Origin of the sequence: Gordonia sp. p3-SID1431 (genome assembly GCF_025143765.1) — a bacterium.
Lineage (GTDB): Bacteria > Actinomycetota > Actinomycetes > Mycobacteriales > Mycobacteriaceae > Gordonia > Gordonia hongkongensis.
This window is the reverse complement of sequence record NZ_JAMBDT010000006.1, coordinates 34,425-49,103: the sequence shown is the minus strand read 5'-3', so window position 1 is coordinate 49,103 and position 14,679 is coordinate 34,425. Positions and strand designations below refer to the sequence as shown.

Genomic DNA, 14,679 nt, shown 5'->3' with positions numbered 1-14,679 from the left:
CGTATGCACAAGCGAACCTCTGCCTCTGCCCTTGCCTCTTCTCCTCGCCGCGTGCGCGTCGCCATCGTGTCGGCGCTGCTGGCCGGGGGCCTGCTCCTCGGTGGCTGCACCACCGACGCTCCCAGCACGTCATCGGCCTCGACCTCTGCGTCTTCGTCCGTGTCCTCCTCGATCACCACCGAAGACGCGTCAACCACCGCCACCACGATCTCGTCGTCCGCCGAAGCCGCTCAGGCGTTCCTTGCCACCCTGTCCGATGAACAACGCGAGCAGGTCACCTACGACTACGACGACGAGACCAAGACGACGTCGTGGTCGAACTTCCCGGTCACCTTCGTCGACCGCGCCGGGGTGAACCTCGCAGATCTGTCCGACGAGCAGCGGGCCGCCGCGATGAAGGTCCTGGAAGCGCTCCTCAGCGACGAGGGCTACGCCACCGTCACCGGAATCATGGGCAATGACAAATATCTTCATGAGAAGAGCAGTTCGACGGAGGAGTCGCTCGGCCAGTACTACATCGCCTTCTTCGGCGATCCGTCTGATTCGAGTGCCTGGGAGATCCAGTTCGGCGGGCACCATCTCGGCATCAACGCCACACTCGATGGCGCGGCCGATGAGATCACCTTCGCTCCCACACATCTGGGAATTCAGCCGGCGGTGTACACCGATTCCGACGGCAACGAGGTCCAACCGTTCGACGGCATCTACACCACGGCGTTCGCGTTCTACGACAGCCTGACCGACGAACAAAAGGCAGCCCTGTACCAGGGGTCGACCGTCGCGAACATGGTGTGCGCTCCCGGAAGCACTTGTGATTACCCCACGGGGACAGGAATTTCGGGCGCTGATCTGACGGATGAGCAGAAAAAGCTGCTGCTCGACGTCATCGCGAACTGGGTGGGCCTGTCCGACGAGGAGACCACCTCCGAGGCACTCGCCGAGATCGAAGCGACGCTCGACGAGACCTACATCAACTGGTCGGGAGCCACCGCCTACGACATGACACAGGGTGACGGTATCTACTTCCAGATCTCCGGCCCCGACGTGTACATCGAATTCGCCGCGCAGCAGGGTTCCGCCGGTGCCGATGTCGAGGGCGTGACGACGTCGGGCTGGGGACACGTCCATACGATTTATCGCGATCCCGGCAACGACTACGCCGGCAGCGTGACCCAGCAAGCCGCCACCGGCATGGCCGGAGGAGCGGGCGGTCCCGGCGGGCAGGCTCCGGCTGGATCTCGCCCCGCCAGTGGTTAGTTGTCAGCCTCGGGCAGCCGCCGTCAAGCGACTCGCGAGTCCAGAAATCATCGACTGGCGCAACCGTAGGGTTGCAGAACCTCCGGACTGCTGCAACTATGGAGTTGCAGCAATCAACTTAGGCGAGGGAGTATCGATGAGCGAGAACACAACCACACATGACGTGACCGATTCGGCGACAGGAGAATTCGACCGGATCGAGCGCGAGATCGCGATCGACGCACCCGCCGACCGGGTCTGGTCTCTGGTCAGCGAACCGGGATGGTTCATCAACGACAAGGCGATCACCGAGCACCGGATCGAACGCGACGGCGACCTGTCGACCATCCACGACCCGGTCCACGGCGCCTTCACCTTCCGCACCGTCGAACTCGACGAGCCGCGATACGCAGCGTTTCGATGGCTCGCCGATGCCGCTGATCCGCAATCGGATTCGACCCTCGTCGAGTTCTGGATCACGCCGGCGGACTCCGGCGTGCTCCTCAAGGTCGTGGAGTCCGGTTTCGCGTCGCTGCCGGGAACGGAAGCGGAGCGACGCGCACGGTTCGACGGCAACAACGAGGGATGGACCATCGAACTCGAGCTGGCCCGAACACATCTCGGCGGCGTGCATGCCTGACGTCGCTCCCGTCGAGGTCTTCGCCGCGCTGTCCGACGAGAGCCGATGGCAGATCCTCACGCGACTGGGTTCGGAACCCGCGTCCGCGTCACATCTCGCGGCCGAACTCCCGATCAGCAGGCAGGCGATCGCGAAACACCTTCGGGTCCTCACCGAGGCGGGGCTGGTGACGTCCTCACGTGTCGGCCGCGAGATCCGTTACGAAGCCGTGGGGGCACAGCTGTCGCGGGTTGCGCATCGGCTCGACACCATCGGCCGTGGTTGGGATCGCCGTCTGGCCGACATCAAACTCCGCGCCGAAGAGGGCTGAGCCGCACGACAACCCTCCATGATCCGAAAGAAGCGACACCCATTGCTCCCTGAGGTGCGAGGAGCGATAGCGACGAGCCTCGAAGGGTCCTGGTGAGACGACTCGAGAGACCCTTCGTGACGCTCGCAAGTTCGCTCCTCAGGGAGCAGAGGGGGCGTCGACTCGCTCCCTCAGCTCAGAGAGCGCAGGGCTCCTCAGGGGGCGGCTGTAGCGGAGGGAGCAGCGGATCCGATCACCTCGTCGATCGCCCTGGCGGTGTCGGCGGCGTGGGGTGCGCGGATCATCGAGATGTGGTCGCCGGAGACGTCGTGAAAGGTCACGGCGCCGGTCGACATCCGCCGCCACAGGCCCGGGTCATCGGGATTGGTGCGGGCGCGGATGACGCCGACGGGACCCGCGTACTCCCGGGGTCGGTACCGGCGGATCATCCTGGTGCCCAACCGGAAGAACACGATCCACTGAACCGGCGTCGGGAGCTCGACCATCCCCGCGGTGGGGACGAGGACGGCCAGCGCGAGCTCCTTCACGATTCGCTGGGGGAGCGGTTCGCGGGCAGGCGTGGGGTCGTCCCCGGTGCGGTCGGGCAGGGCGGTGTCGCGGGTGCCGCCGCGCAGCGCACGCAGGCGTCCGACGATCCCGACCTTCTCACCACGAACCCGCTTGGCCAGTGCCGGGTCGAAGAGCGAGTCCAGCACGACGACTGGATCACATGTCTCGCCGGCCTTGGTCAGCTGCGCCGCGACCTCCATCGCGACGAACCCGCCCAGCGAGTAGCCGCCGACCTGGTACGGACCGTGTGGTTGCACCGATCGCATGTCGGCGATCGCGCGTCGTGCCGCGGCGCGCACGGAATGATCAGCGCGGCCGCGCTTTTCGACGCCACGCGACTGGATCGCGTAGACCGGCCGGTCGGTCTGCAGTGCTCGGACGACCGGGGTGAGGCTGGTCGCCAGGCTACCGGCGCCGGCCACCAGGAAGATCGGCCGGCCCGTGCCCTGTCGCAGCGGGATGAGGGTGGCCCCCGACGCGTTCGCCGACCGCTCCTTCGCGGCCGACTCGATGCGCTGGGCGAACAGCGCGATGGTCGGCGCCTCGGCGAGCATCGCGGTGTTGACGTCCAGCTGGAGGTGATGCTGCACCTCGGCCAGCATCTTCGCGGCGGCCAGCGAGTCGCCGCCGAGTTCGACGAAATCCTCGTTCCGGCCGATGGATTCGAGGCCGAGGATCTGGCACCAGAACCGGTGCAGCGCCATCTCGGTCATCCCGCTGGGCGGTTCGTGATCCGGACGTGCGGGCGGCGAAGGCATGGCCGCCCGGTCCACCTTGCCGCGCTCGTTGCGCGGAAGTTCGGCGAGCACGATGATGTCGCGCGGAATCATCCACGGGGTCAACGTCTTCCCGAGCTCCTGCCGGATCTCGGCCGGGGAGGGTGACCACTTCTCGGGGTCCACGGCGACGTGGGCGGTGAGCCGTGCCTCGTCGCGGTTGGCGGTGACGACCGCGTCGGTGGTCCAGGGCAGCGCGCGGATGGCGGCTTCCACCTCGAGCGGTTCGACGAGGTACCCGCGGATCTTGATCGCGTCATCACTGCGCCCGAGGAGCGCGAGTTCGCCGGACTCGTCGAAGCGTCCGAGATCGCCGGTGCGATAACGTGTCCGGCCGTCGTGCAACCCGATGAAGCGCGTCGCCGTCAGCTCCGGATCCTGGTGGTAACCGGACGCTACATGGGCGGATTCGACGATGACCTCGCCCGTGCTGCCGACCGGCAGATCGTTCCCGTCCGCGTCGACGATCCGGACGTGCTTGTCCGACGCCGGCACGCCCACGGGGATGGCGCCGGGCTCGACGTCCCGCTCAGGCGGGAACAGGTTGAAGGCCAGGTTGCCGACCTCCGATGCGCCTGCCCAGCAACAGAAGACTCCGTCGGTCAGGATCGTGTCGCGGGCCAGCTGGATGTCGGCGCGGTGCGTCGGCTCACCGCAGGTCGACAGCAGTCGCAGGGATTCGACGGCGTCGTCGGCCGACAGCTCACCCAGCCAGGATCGCAGCAGCGACGGGGTGCAGTGCGCGGTGGTCGCCTCCTGTGCGACAAGCCAGTCCCGAAGCCCGGTCGTGGTGCGGCGGCGGACATCCCAGAGCAGCATGGTCGACCCGTTGAGCAAGCTCATCGCGAGCGCGTCGAGGCCGCCGCCGAAGCTGAGGGGCAGTAGGACGACGGCGCGGTCGTCGGGTCGCATGCCGAGGAAGCGACGGCCGTCCCGGGCGTGGTTGACCGGCATCTTCTGCGCCAGCACCACGCCTTTGGGGGTGCCGGTCGAGCCCGAGGTGAACAGCAGGACCGCCGGATCGTCAGGACCGGGCTGGTCCGCGATACGCGTCTGACCTGGTTCTCGGGCATCGGCTGCGGTGTCCAGGACATGGGCACCGGACCGTTCCAGCACGACCTCGCGTCGGTCCGGCGGCAGGAACGGGTCGAGAAGGACGAGGGGGCGTCCCGAACACAGCACCGCCAGCATCCCGATCACCGAGTCGATGTCGGATTCGATCTCCACCGCGACGGGTCGGTCCGGATCGGTGGTGGCGACGATCGTGCGCGCGAGGTCGTCGACCCGGGAGGCGGCGTCGGCGAACGTGATCGACTGCTCGGGGGTCTGGAGTGCGACGGCCTCGCCACGTACCGCGGCGACGGCTCGCCATCGGGCCGCGGCGGTGTCGGCGGCGTCGACGCCCGGAAGGTCGGTGACGACCGTGGCGCCGGTGGGAGTCACCCGGGCTTCGGGAGGGTTATGGCTGTTCATGTCCTCAAACTTCCGCGGAGCGGGAAACGTCGACGGTCATGGACGGGCCAGGCGAACTCGAGCCCGGGCAACGGTGCCACGCCGCGCGGGACTCGGCCCCTCCTCCGGTCCCGACAGCTTGCCTGGCAAACCTACCCTTAGTCGCGCGAAGGAGCACGATCGGAGCGGGTGGGAGTACGGAAGCGGCCTGGTCGGCCGGGCATGACACCGGAAGCGGAGACATCCGGCCGGTCGGCGGTAACGTGTTCACCGGTCGTCGGACGGTGTGGTCCTGCATCGCCGTCCGCGACGACGGGTGTTCGAGGCGTGCGAGGAGAGATCGACGATGCAGTACGACGAAGTGGTCTTGGGACGTCGCAGCACCCGCGGGTTCACCTCCGACCCCGTGCCTCGGGAGCTCATCGAGGAGATCCTCACCCTCGCCATGCGAGCCCCGTCGTCGATGAACACACAACCGTGGAACTTCCACGTGATCACGGGCGAACCGTTGGATCGCATCCGCGCGGGCAACACCGAGCGCAACCTGGCCGGCGTTCCCCATTCGCGAGAGTTCCGGACGGGCGCGGAGAAGTTCACCGGAACGCACCGCGACCGTCAGGTCCAGGTTGCGAAGCAACTGTTCGGCGCGATGGGCATCGCCCGCGAGGACATGGAGATGCGGCAGGACTGGGTGCTGCGGGGGTTCCGTCAGTTCGACGCCCCGGTCTGCGTGATCGTGACCTACGACCGCATCCTCGACGGCAGCGACGACACCCCGTTCGATTGCGGCGCGGTCTCGAATGCGCTGGTCAACGCCGCCTGGTCGCGCGGTCTCGGCGCGGTCATCAACAGCCAGGGCATCATGCAGTCGCCCGTGGTTCGCGAGCACGCCGGGATCCCCGACGATCAGGTGATCATGAAGAGCATCGCGCTCGGCTGGCCGGATGAGACCTTCCCGGCCAATGCGGTGGTCTCCGAACGCAAGTCGGTCGCCGAGGCCGCGACGTTCGTCGGCTTCGAGTAGCGGTGGGGCTGATCCTGCCGGGGCTCAGCGTGACAGCGCCGCACGCGCGGCCGCGGCCACGCCCCCGTGATGAATCGGGCCGTGGCCCGGGAGCAGGATGTCGGCGTCGAGGTCGGTGAACCGTTCGACGCTGCGTCGCGCGGTGGGTTCGTCGTGCTGGAAGAGCGACGGGATGCACTGCGGGCCGGTGATCGACGAGATCTCGTGTCCGCTCACCAGTGCGTCGCCGGACACCAAGGCGCGGCCGTCGGCGACGAGGTAGGCGCTGTGGCCGTCGGTGTGGCCGGGGCTCGCCACGGGGACCGGTGCGCCCGGGAGGTCGAGCGGTCGGTGCCCATCGGTGGAGAACCCCGACGCCCGCGCGAGACCCGCGCGGCTGAGGACGCCGAGCGGAGTGGTCTTGGCCAGCCACGCCCACAGGCGGGGATTCGCCACCTGCGGGGCGAGATCGAGCGCGTTCGCCTGCTGGAGGTGATGGCGCAGCGCGTGATCCACCTCGACCGGGTCCATGTAGACGTCGAACCCGTACTGCGCCTGCAGCTTGACGAGACCACCCAGGTGGTCGACGTGAGCATGGGTGAGGAGCGCGCCACGTACGTCCTCGGGCTTGCGGCCGATCCGTTCGATGGACTCGACGACCTGGGCGGCCTGGCCCGGATAACCGCCGTCGATGAGCGTCAGCTCGCCGTCCTGCTCGAGCAGCACCCAGTTCACGACGTCGGTGGAGACGAAATGGGTTGTCGACGAATCGCCGTCGACCCGGGTGATCGTCATCGGTCGCGCGGTACGGAACGGGAGTCGCATCATCGTCACTTCCGGACGACGAGGACGAACGGACCGCGCTCGGTGACCTCGAAGCGCGGGTCGTCGAACACCGCCGGGTCGAATGTGACCGTGTAGCGTTTCACGTTCGGATCGTTGGGATAGACGTCCTCGGCGAGGCGGAGCGTGTAACCGTCTGCGCTGTAACGGAACAGGAAGACATTCGGCGGGGTCCAGGGGGATCGGTCGAGCGCGTCGACGAGCTGGTCGGCGTTCTCGCTCTTCGCCCAACGCTCGATCGCGGCTGCGCGCTTGTCGAATTCGGCCAGCGGGTTCGCGTAGTGCGAGGTGAGTCCCTGGAATCCCCAATACGGGTAGATCGACAGGAAACCGAAGTCGGCGGTGAGGACGACGTTTTCGGTGCGCGGCCGGCCGGTCTGTTCACCGATCAGCTTGTCCAGCTCCGCGAAATAGGATTCGGCACCCGCCGGGCGGGCGTCGGCGCGTTCGCCGTATCCGTCGGTGTCGGTGTAGGCGGTGGTGATCTCGGTGGCGAGATGACCCGGGATGCTCTGTGCCATCGCGATTGCCGAGAGGACGGCGAGTGCGCCGACGACCACACGAACGTCACCGAAGCGCCGTACCGCCGCATGCGCGAGGTCGACGACACCGAAGACGCCCGCCGCGCTCAGTGTGGCCACCAGGATCGGCTCGAGACGGAACGAGAGCAGGGTCGTGCCCAGGGCGGTCATCAGCATCGACAGCAGGCAGAAAAGATAGACCGTCACCACCGTGACGCCCATGGCCAGTGCGACGGTGCGGGTGCGGAAGCGCAGCAGAATCCAGAGGAGGCCGATCATCGTGATCGCGCCCACGAGGTTCAGCCCGAACATCGGCAGCGGCAGCACCGAACCGCGTTCGGGCAGATAGTGTTCGGCGGTACCGCCGCTGGCGGGCGTGTTGGTCAGGCGGGCCCACAGGTAGGGCGCCCACACCAGCAGGGCGATCAGGCCGGAGATGACCCCGACGGCGACCAGACGACCGATCACAGCGAGCACGACACCGCGCCGGCGGCTGGTCACCGTGGCCGACGGAGTGGCCTTGTTCGACGCGCTCAGCCAGCCTTGGACGGCGAAGTAACCGGCCAGCAGGACAGCTGAGAGGGCGAACAGTCCGGTGTAGAGCGTGTAGGTAGCGGCCGAGATCCCCAGGAACACACCGGACGCCGCCACCGCAGGCCAACTCGTCGCGCCGAAGAGCGGACCCACGGGTCCGTCGGCGGCACGGGTTCGTCCGCGCAGCGCGTAGGTCAGCGTGATCAGCATGGGTACGCCGATCAGCACCAGAATGGCCGCATACGGCTCCGGCGAGGCGTACAGCAACGTTACGGTGGTGACCGCGAGGCCGAGCGCGACACCGCGATCCGCCCCGAACATGCGGATGAACAGGACGACGCCGACGGCCGCGGCCACCGCCATCGACACGATCGCCCAGGTCTTGTAGGCCTCCCAGCCGGGTTGGCCGAGCAGGTTCGCGAACCGGCCGCCCCACCAGAACCAACCGGCTGGGTAGTAGGGCGGCAGATCGGTGTAGGTCATGTCCGCCAGGTGCGGGCTCGACGTCATGCGGGTGAGGTACTCGGTGCGGAACTCCTGGTCGACCGAGAGTCCGAAGAGGTAGAGACGTGTCGCGCCCAGCGGCATTCCGATGGTCACCGTGACGAAGCCGGACATCGCGGCCGCCGACAGCACCGGCACCAGCAGTCGGCCCTTGCCGTAGCGATAGAGCAGTGCGGCGACCACCAGGATGGCGATCGCCAGCACCTGTCCGGCGGTCGTCAGCGACCGGGTCACGTTGGAGGAGTTGAACGCCGGCCACTCGACGGTCCCGATGGCCGTCAGTCCCGCCATCGACACCAACCCGCCGACCACCACGGCGATCAGCAGTGACAGGACGGCCCGCCCGTAGCCTGTTGTACTTCGAAGGTCGGCCGGCGAGGCTTCCCCCGCTCCCTGAGGTGCGGTTGGCGACTCTCCCCCGGCTCCCTGAGGTGCGGTGGGCGACTCTCCCCCCGCTCCCTGAGGAGTCCCGGAGCTTGCGGAGGGACGTCTCGAAGGGTCAGGTCGGTTCATCACGTCCACTCAGACTCTGCTGTTCAGCGATTGGGCGATTCAGCGATCAGATCGGCAGCTTGCGGAAGATCGGACGCGGGATGTGGCGGAGCACCATCATGATGTAGCGGAACGGCCCCGGCACCCAGACGATCTCCTTGCCCTTGGTGGCCGCGGCCACCGCGAGGCGACCCACGTCCTCCTTGTCGACCGTGAGCGGCGCTTCCTTGACATGCGCCGACAACCGGGTGCGCACCTGGCCGGGACGGATGACGAGGACGCGAGCACCGAAGGGGCGCAGCGCCTCTCCGAGCCCGAGGTAGAAGCCGTCGAGTCCGGCCTTGGTGGAGCCGTAGACGAAGTTGCTGCGGCGGACGCGCTCGCCGGCGACGGAGCTCATCGCGATGATCTGTCCGTGCCCCTGCGCCTTGAACTTCTCGCCCAGCAGCACCCCGACGGAAACGGCTGCAGTGTAGTTGATCTCGGCTTCGGCGACCGCGAGACCGTGGTCCTGCCAGGCCTGCTCGTCGTCACCCTGGATGCCGAAGGCGACGATCGCGACGTCGACGTCACCGTCGGCGAACGCCTTGTCGATGACCGCCCGGTGCGTGTCGGTGGCGCGGGCGTCGAAGTCGATCTGCGTGACCTCGGTGGCGCCGGCGTTCTTGGCCTTCTCCACCGCCGCGTCGGCGGTGGGATCACCCGGCAGGGTGGCGAGGATGACCCGCGCGGGGCCCTTGCTGAGGTACTCCGCGGTGATGGCGAGCCCGATCTCGGAGCTGCCGCCCAGGACCAGGATGGACTGTGGGACGCCCACGGCGTTGATCATTGTGTACTCGCTTTCGGTGACGTAGAGGTCGGGTGCGCGTGCGGCGCGTCGAAAAGGGCAGTCGGTCAGGCGAGTTCGAGTCGCCGACCCATGTCCGACATGAACACCCGGTTGGGGTCGATGCGACGACGCGTCGCGATCCAGACATCGATCTCCGGGTACATGGCGTGGAAGTTCTCGGCCGAGGTGCGCGAGTCCTTGGCGGTGTAGAGGCGGCCGCCCATCGCCATGACGCGGCGGTCGAGCTCGTTGAGGAACTCGGCGAGGCCGGCCTTGACCGGGAAGTCGAGGCAGACGTTCCACCCCTTGAACGGGAAGCTCAGGGGCGCGCGATTGCCCTCGCCGAAGAGCTTGATGACGTTGAGGAAGCTGACATGGCCAGACGCCTGGATGTCCTCGATGAGCGCGGTGAACTCGCCCTCGTTGCCGGTCGGCACGATGAACTGGTACTGGCAGAAACCGCCGCCGCGTCCGTAGGCGTTGTTCCAGTCACCGAACACGTCGAGCATGTGGTAGAACTGCGCGAGATTCTTGACCTTGCCCTCACTGGGCGGTCCGATCCGGTAGTACGCCTCGCCGACCGCCGAGAAGCTGAGCTTGTTGGCGAGCCCGCGCGGGAAGATGTCCGGGAAGCGGACCAGTGGCTTGTTGTTGAACGACAGCGGGTTGTCGCGGTACTTCTCCGGCAGTTCGTCGACGCGGGCGAGATTGCCCCGGGAGAACGTGCCGCGGCCGAGCTTCGGCGGCGCGCTGATGGTGTCGAACCAGCCCGAGGCGTACTCGTATCCGTCCTCGAATCCGTCCTGGAGATGCAGGTCGAGGGTCTCTTGGAGCGAGCCGGTGCGCGCGGTGTCGGCGATGAAGTAGGCGCTTTCGGTGCGCTTCATCTGGATCTTGGCGCGCAACACGATGCCCGTCAGTCCGATGCCGCCGATGGTCGCCCAGAAGAGTTCGCCGTTCGGGTCGTCGGCCGAGCCGCCCGGCGTGAGGGCGAGGATGCGGCCGTCGGCGACGAGCAGTTGCATTTCGACGACGTGGTTGCCGAAGCTGCCCTGGCTGTGGTGGTTCTTCCCGTGGATGTCGTGCGCGATCGCGCCGCCCACCGTCACCTGTCGGGTACCCGGGAGCACCGGGACCCACAAGCCGTGGGGGAGCGCCGCCTGCATGAGCGTGTCCAGCGAGACGCCGGCGTCGAGGTCGACCGTGGCCGACTCGTCGTCGATCGCGTAAATCCTGGTCAGTGGGGTCATGTCGATGGTGAGGCCGCCACTGTTCTGGCCCGACTCGTTGTACGAGCGGCCCAGCCCGCGGGCGATGACACCGCGCTTGAGGTAGTCCGGCTTGTCCGCGTTGTCGTCGGCCACGCGGGCCACCGCCTCGGCGATGACCTCGGGATACGGCGTGGACAGGACGTGACCCTCGATCGGGGTGGTGCGAGACCAACCCACCAGCTTGCGGGTCGTGATCGGCAGCAACTCTTCAGTAGACATCGCTAGAGAGATTACCTGGGCGGGGTTCGCGCACCGACCGTCATGCCGAGGGGAGGCGGAGTCGTACCGCGGGTCGAGCGCCCCGTCGATGCCATCGAGAAACGCACCATTGACTGATGGCACGATCCGTGGTGGCATGAATCACAGACGTAATACCGCGCACGACGAGGAGCCCGGCATGGAAGCGCTCAGAGATGTGACCCGTTCCGACGACGGAATCGACGAGGTGTCGCAGCGCCTGCTGGCATCTGCCGCGCGGTTGTCGCGCAATGCACTGACCGAGATCGACTGGGATGCGCCGCTCGAGAAGGACAAGTACGGCTGCAGCCCGGAGTGGTCGACTCTCTATGGAACGGCCTACTGGGATGAGATGACCGAGCAGCAGCGGATCGCCCTCACCCGGCACGAGACGGCGTCGATCATGAGCATCGGCATCTGGTTCGAGATGATGCTGCAGGAGATGGTGATCCGCGATCAGTACCTCGGCGACTACCACCGCCCGGAGTTCCAGTTCGCCCTGACCGAGGTCGCCGACGAGTGTCGGCACTCGCTCATGTTCGCCAAGACGTCGTACAAGCTGACCGGGACCAGCTACACGCCGCACCCGCGCCTGGGTCGCTTCGGCAAGTTGTTCATGCGCGTCGCGGGCAGTGAAGTCGCCTACGCCGGAATCCTTGCCGCCGAGGAAGTCCTGGACGTGCTGCAGCGTGGCTGCATGCGTGACGATCGGGTGCTGCCGCTCGTGCGCACCGTCAACGAGATCCACGTCCTCGAGGAATCTCGCCACATGCGTTTCGCGCGTGAAGAGGTGCGCCAGTCCATGGCGGACGCCAGTTGGATTCGGCGACAACTCAGTTCGGTGATCACCGCGATGGCCGTGTCCTACATCCTCGTCAGCCTCGTCCGCCCGAAGGCCTACGCCGACGCCGGTCTGGACCACCGTCGGGCGGTCGGAGAGATGCGCCGCAACCACCATTTCCAGTCGATGGTCCGCTCGGGTTGCGCGCACTTGATGGGCTTCCTCGACGAGGTGGGTCTGCTCACCCGGCCCGCGGCGCGCATCTACCGCAAGGTGCACATGCTCTGACGGGCCGGTGCCGAACGTCCCCGGCGATCACGAATCCTGGTGCGGCGGAGTGATGATCGCGGCGTTGACCAGCGAGAGCAGGTCTTCGATGCCGGTGCCGTCGGGCAATTGGTCGGCGAAGTCGGTCTCCAGTGCGGCCAGGCCGTGCGCCATGGCGAAGGTTGCGACGGCGATGAGGTTGCCGGGCACGCCGCCGCCCCAACCGTGGTCGGCGGCGTCGGAGACGGTGCGCGTGTGCAACTCCCATCCGCGCGCCCGTGCCGCGACCAGGTCGGGCGCCTTGTTGTCGACGAGTCGTGAGCCCATCATCAGCGTGACCGTGGCGCGGTTGTCACGCGCGAATCGGACGTAGACCTGCCCCAGCGTGGCGACGGCCTCGCCGAGCGGGGCGTCGTCCGGCAGCTGCTCGAGCGCGCGCATGTGTTCGGTGTGGAGGTTGTCGAAACCGCGTACCGCGACCGCGGTGAACAACGCCCGACGATCGGCGAAGTGGTGGGCCACCGACTGATGCGTGATACCCACCCGGCGGGCGATCGCACGCAGGCTCGCGTTCTCGGGTCCGGCCTCGTCGAGTTCGGCGACAGCCGCGACGAGCAGAGCTTCACGGACCTCGGGCGCGGTCCGGCGTCGGATCGGGCAAGCCGGCTTCTGCATGCCCGCGATTATGGCTCACCGCGTTCGTGACGTGGCATGACCTCGCCCTCATGTGCGAGCCGGGCGGCGGGTCGGCCAGGACGTCGGCTTCGGATCTTCACGGTTGTGTTCCGATCTGGGCGTCCGACGGGCGATTCATTCTGCGACGATGGGTGCCATGGAGCCAGCCCACGCCAGTCCGGTCGACGGCACTCGATGAGAACGACCGTGCTGGGTGTGCCCAGTAGTGCCGGCGCCTACTGCGTGGGTGTAGAACGAGCGCCCGGCGCGTTGCGAGCTGCCGGCCTTGTCGAACAGCTGCGGGCGTCGGGCACGGACGTCGTCGATGCCGGCGATCTGACGACGCGGCTGTGGTTTCCCGACCGTGAGCGACCGTTCGCGCAGAACCTCGGCGAAGAGGCGGATGCACTCGTCGAGCTTTCCACCGCTGCGGCGAGCCTGCTCGCAGCGGAGCAACGTCTGCTCGTGCTCGGCGGAAGCTGCACAGTCGCCGTCGGACTCTGTGACGCGATGGCACGTGCCGGAGAACGGCCCAGCTCGTCTACATCGACCGGCATCTGGATCTCAACACCCCCCGCTCGACGACGGAGGGCTCACTGAGCTGGATGGGGATGGCACACGCGCTGGGTCTCGAGGGGGCCGCGCCGGAGTTGGTCGATCTGATGTACCGCACACCGTTGTGCAGCCGTCGGAGCTGGTCTACCTCGGCGTTGATCTGAGTCGAGAAACAACTGATTGGGAACGCGGACAGGCTGCAGAACACAGAATCGCGGTCGTCGATCAGACCGCGCTCTGCGACGACCCCCGAGGTGCGGCCGCCGACGCCCGCCGGATTCTGGCGTCCGGACCGTTCCTGGTGCATCTCGATGTCGACGTACTCGACTTTCTGGACGCGCCGATCGCCGAGAACGTGAACGGCCGAAACAGCGGGCCGACCATCGCGATACTCGGACAGGCACTCGGCGCGCTGCTACAAGATCCCGACCGCTGGGGGTTGTCGATCGGGCAGCTCGACCCGGCGCATGCGTCGGCAGATCGAACCGCGATACCCAGGCTCGTGTCGGTGCTCGTCTCGGCACTGAGCTCCACCTAGCCCCGTGTGGTGACACCCGCTCACTTGCGTCTGTACCGGCTCGATCCGCGGTGAGCTGATCCGGCCGTGTCCCGAGTCACCGACCCATGGAATAGAACTCGTGATTGGGTGCCACCGCCGTCAGGTGTGCGAGTCGGTTCGACGCGGCGAAGAACGCAGTGATCGCCCCGACGTCCCAGATCTCGTAATCGGTGAGCCCCGCTTGCCGGGCGCGAGCCATGTCGCTGTCCGCGAACAGTTCTGGGGTCCTGGTCAGGGCGAGAGTGAGATCGACGATCGCGCGCTGACGCTCATCCAGGACCGCTCCGGCAGGGTTGGTTGCCACGTGATCGGAGAGGTGTGGATCCTTGGATCGCACGCGCAGGATGGCGCCGTGGGCGACGACGCAGTAGATGCATCTGTTCGCTCCGGACGAGGCGACGACGACCAACTCGCGTTCGGCTTTCGACAGCGGGCCCGGTTCCTCCATCAGGACGTCGTGATAGTCGAGGAACGCTCGTAGCTCGTTCGGGCGATGCCCCAGCGCGCGAAAGATGTTGGGGACGAAACCAGACTTCTCCGCGATGGGGTGGATGCGATCGCGAAGGTCATCCGGCAGGTCGGCGAGTTCGGTCAAGGGGAATCGGCTCGTGGTCATGGCAAGGCCTTCCGTCACAGGGGCGCACC

At 67.2% G+C, this 14,679-nt stretch carries 14 protein-coding genes; 7 read left to right on the top strand and 7 right to left on the bottom strand.

Annotation, left to right across the window (positions count from 1 at the left end):
- Positions 1 to 3: 3 nt before the first annotated feature.
- The 3 genes from M4D77_RS03235 (at position 4) to M4D77_RS03225 (ending at position 2,186) form a co-directional block, all read left to right on the top strand.
- Entirely contained in the window at positions 4 to 1,257 is a 1,254-nt protein-coding gene (locus tag M4D77_RS03235) for a DUF3500 domain-containing protein (protein ID WP_226512114.1), read from the top strand.
- A 136-nt stretch (positions 1,258 to 1,393) separates the two neighbouring features.
- Entirely contained in the window at positions 1,394 to 1,876 is a 483-nt protein-coding gene (locus tag M4D77_RS03230; RefSeq protein WP_137811045.1) for an SRPBCC domain-containing protein, read from the top strand.
- On the top strand, positions 1,869 to 2,186 hold the full coding sequence (locus M4D77_RS03225) for a metalloregulator ArsR/SmtB family transcription factor (protein ID WP_068971647.1): 318 nt from the start codon (positions 1,869 to 1,871) through the stop codon (positions 2,184 to 2,186). Before M4D77_RS03230 ends, M4D77_RS03225 begins: the two co-directional genes overlap by 8 nt.
- A 194-nt stretch (positions 2,187 to 2,380) precedes the next feature.
- On the opposite strand, the gene M4D77_RS03220 is transcribed toward M4D77_RS03225, so the two are convergent.
- Positions 2,381 to 4,984, bottom strand: a complete 2,604-nt coding sequence (locus M4D77_RS03220; RefSeq protein ID WP_259935542.1) for an AMP-binding protein — start codon at positions 4,982 to 4,984, stop codon at positions 2,381 to 2,383.
- Between the two features lie 325 nt (positions 4,985 to 5,309).
- On the opposite strand from M4D77_RS03220, the gene M4D77_RS03215 reads away from it, so the two are divergent.
- A complete protein-coding gene (locus M4D77_RS03215; protein ID WP_065631369.1) occupies positions 5,310 to 5,987 on the top strand; it encodes a nitroreductase in 678 nt (225 codons plus the stop codon).
- 24 nt (positions 5,988 to 6,011) lie between these two features.
- Here the strand turns inward: M4D77_RS03215 and M4D77_RS03210 are convergent, their stop codons facing one another.
- The 4 genes from M4D77_RS03210 to M4D77_RS03195 form a co-directional block, all read right to left on the bottom strand.
- Positions 6,012 to 6,791: an MBL fold metallo-hydrolase gene (locus M4D77_RS03210; protein WP_137810779.1), complete on the bottom strand. Its 780-nt coding sequence runs from the start codon at positions 6,789 to 6,791 to the stop codon at positions 6,012 to 6,014.
- Positions 6,792 to 6,796: 5 nt separating this feature from the next.
- Positions 6,797 to 8,659 carry a galactan 5-O-arabinofuranosyltransferase gene (locus M4D77_RS03205; RefSeq protein WP_249356504.1) on the bottom strand — a complete coding sequence of 621 codons (1,863 nt, stop codon included), beginning with the start codon at positions 8,657 to 8,659 and terminating at the stop codon, positions 6,797 to 6,799.
- 268 nt (positions 8,660 to 8,927) lie between these two features.
- On the bottom strand, positions 8,928 to 9,689 hold the full coding sequence (locus tag M4D77_RS03200; protein ID WP_065631239.1) for a decaprenylphospho-beta-D-erythro-pentofuranosid-2-ulose 2-reductase: 762 nt from the start codon (positions 9,687 to 9,689) through the stop codon (positions 8,928 to 8,930).
- A gap of 65 nt (positions 9,690 to 9,754) precedes the next feature.
- Positions 9,755 to 11,179: an FAD-binding oxidoreductase gene (locus M4D77_RS03195; protein WP_259935540.1), complete on the bottom strand. Its 1,425-nt coding sequence runs from the start codon at positions 11,177 to 11,179 to the stop codon at positions 9,755 to 9,757.
- Positions 11,180 to 11,357: 178 nt separating this feature from the next.
- On the opposite strand from M4D77_RS03195, the gene M4D77_RS03190 reads away from it, so the two are divergent.
- Positions 11,358 to 12,266, top strand: a complete 909-nt coding sequence (locus M4D77_RS03190; protein ID WP_137810763.1) for a diiron oxygenase — start codon at positions 11,358 to 11,360, stop codon at positions 12,264 to 12,266.
- 27 nt (positions 12,267 to 12,293) lie between these two features.
- On the opposite strand, the gene M4D77_RS03185 is transcribed toward M4D77_RS03190, so the two are convergent.
- Positions 12,294 to 12,920: a TetR/AcrR family transcriptional regulator gene (locus tag M4D77_RS03185; protein ID WP_259935539.1), complete on the bottom strand. Its 627-nt coding sequence runs from the start codon at positions 12,918 to 12,920 to the stop codon at positions 12,294 to 12,296.
- Positions 12,921 to 12,956: 36 nt separating this feature from the next.
- On the opposite strand from M4D77_RS03185, the gene M4D77_RS03180 reads away from it, so the two are divergent.
- Both M4D77_RS03180 and M4D77_RS03175 read left to right on the top strand, forming a co-directional pair.
- Positions 12,957 to 13,520: an arginase family protein gene (locus tag M4D77_RS03180; protein ID WP_311199294.1), complete on the top strand. Its 564-nt coding sequence runs from the start codon at positions 12,957 to 12,959 to the stop codon at positions 13,518 to 13,520.
- Positions 13,521 to 13,599: 79 nt separating this feature from the next.
- Positions 13,600 to 14,013: a hypothetical protein gene (locus M4D77_RS03175; protein WP_259935537.1), complete on the top strand. Its 414-nt coding sequence runs from the start codon at positions 13,600 to 13,602 to the stop codon at positions 14,011 to 14,013.
- Positions 14,014 to 14,089: 76 nt separating this feature from the next.
- Here M4D77_RS03175 and M4D77_RS03170 read toward each other — a convergent pair whose 3' ends face one another.
- The gene (locus M4D77_RS03170; protein ID WP_259935536.1) at positions 14,090 to 14,650 is read right to left on the bottom strand and encodes a peroxidase-related enzyme; all 561 of its coding nucleotides are present in this window, start codon (positions 14,648 to 14,650) and stop codon (positions 14,090 to 14,092) included.
- Positions 14,651 to 14,679: the final 29 nt, after the last annotated feature.

Coding starts and splice junctions, on each gene's coding strand:
- M4D77_RS03235 (WP_226512114.1), top strand. CDS start 4: ATGCACAAGCGAACCTCTGCCTCTGCCCTTGCCTCTTCTCCTCGCCGC.
- M4D77_RS03230 (WP_137811045.1), top strand. CDS start 1,394: ATGAGCGAGAACACAACCACACATGACGTGACCGATTCGGCGACAGGA.
- M4D77_RS03225 (WP_068971647.1), top strand. CDS start 1,869: ATGCCTGACGTCGCTCCCGTCGAGGTCTTCGCCGCGCTGTCCGACGAG.
- M4D77_RS03220 (WP_259935542.1), bottom strand. CDS start 4,984: ATGAACAGCCATAACCCTCCCGAAGCCCGGGTGACTCCCACCGGCGCC.
- M4D77_RS03215 (WP_065631369.1), top strand. CDS start 5,310: ATGCAGTACGACGAAGTGGTCTTGGGACGTCGCAGCACCCGCGGGTTC.
- M4D77_RS03210 (WP_137810779.1), bottom strand. CDS start 6,791: ATGCGACTCCCGTTCCGTACCGCGCGACCGATGACGATCACCCGGGTC.
- M4D77_RS03205 (WP_249356504.1), bottom strand. CDS start 8,659: ATGGCGGGACTGACGGCCATCGGGACCGTCGAGTGGCCGGCGTTCAAC.
- M4D77_RS03200 (WP_065631239.1), bottom strand. CDS start 9,689: ATGATCAACGCCGTGGGCGTCCCACAGTCCATCCTGGTCCTGGGCGGC.
- M4D77_RS03195 (WP_259935540.1), bottom strand. CDS start 11,179: ATGTCTACTGAAGAGTTGCTGCCGATCACGACCCGCAAGCTGGTGGGT.
- M4D77_RS03190 (WP_137810763.1), top strand. CDS start 11,358: ATGGAAGCGCTCAGAGATGTGACCCGTTCCGACGACGGAATCGACGAG.
- M4D77_RS03185 (WP_259935539.1), bottom strand. CDS start 12,920: ATGCAGAAGCCGGCTTGCCCGATCCGACGCCGGACCGCGCCCGAGGTC.
- M4D77_RS03180 (WP_311199294.1), top strand. CDS start 12,957: ATGACCTCGCCCTCATGTGCGAGCCGGGCGGCGGGTCGGCCAGGACGT.
- M4D77_RS03170 (WP_259935536.1), bottom strand. CDS start 14,650: ATGACCACGAGCCGATTCCCCTTGACCGAACTCGCCGACCTGCCGGAT.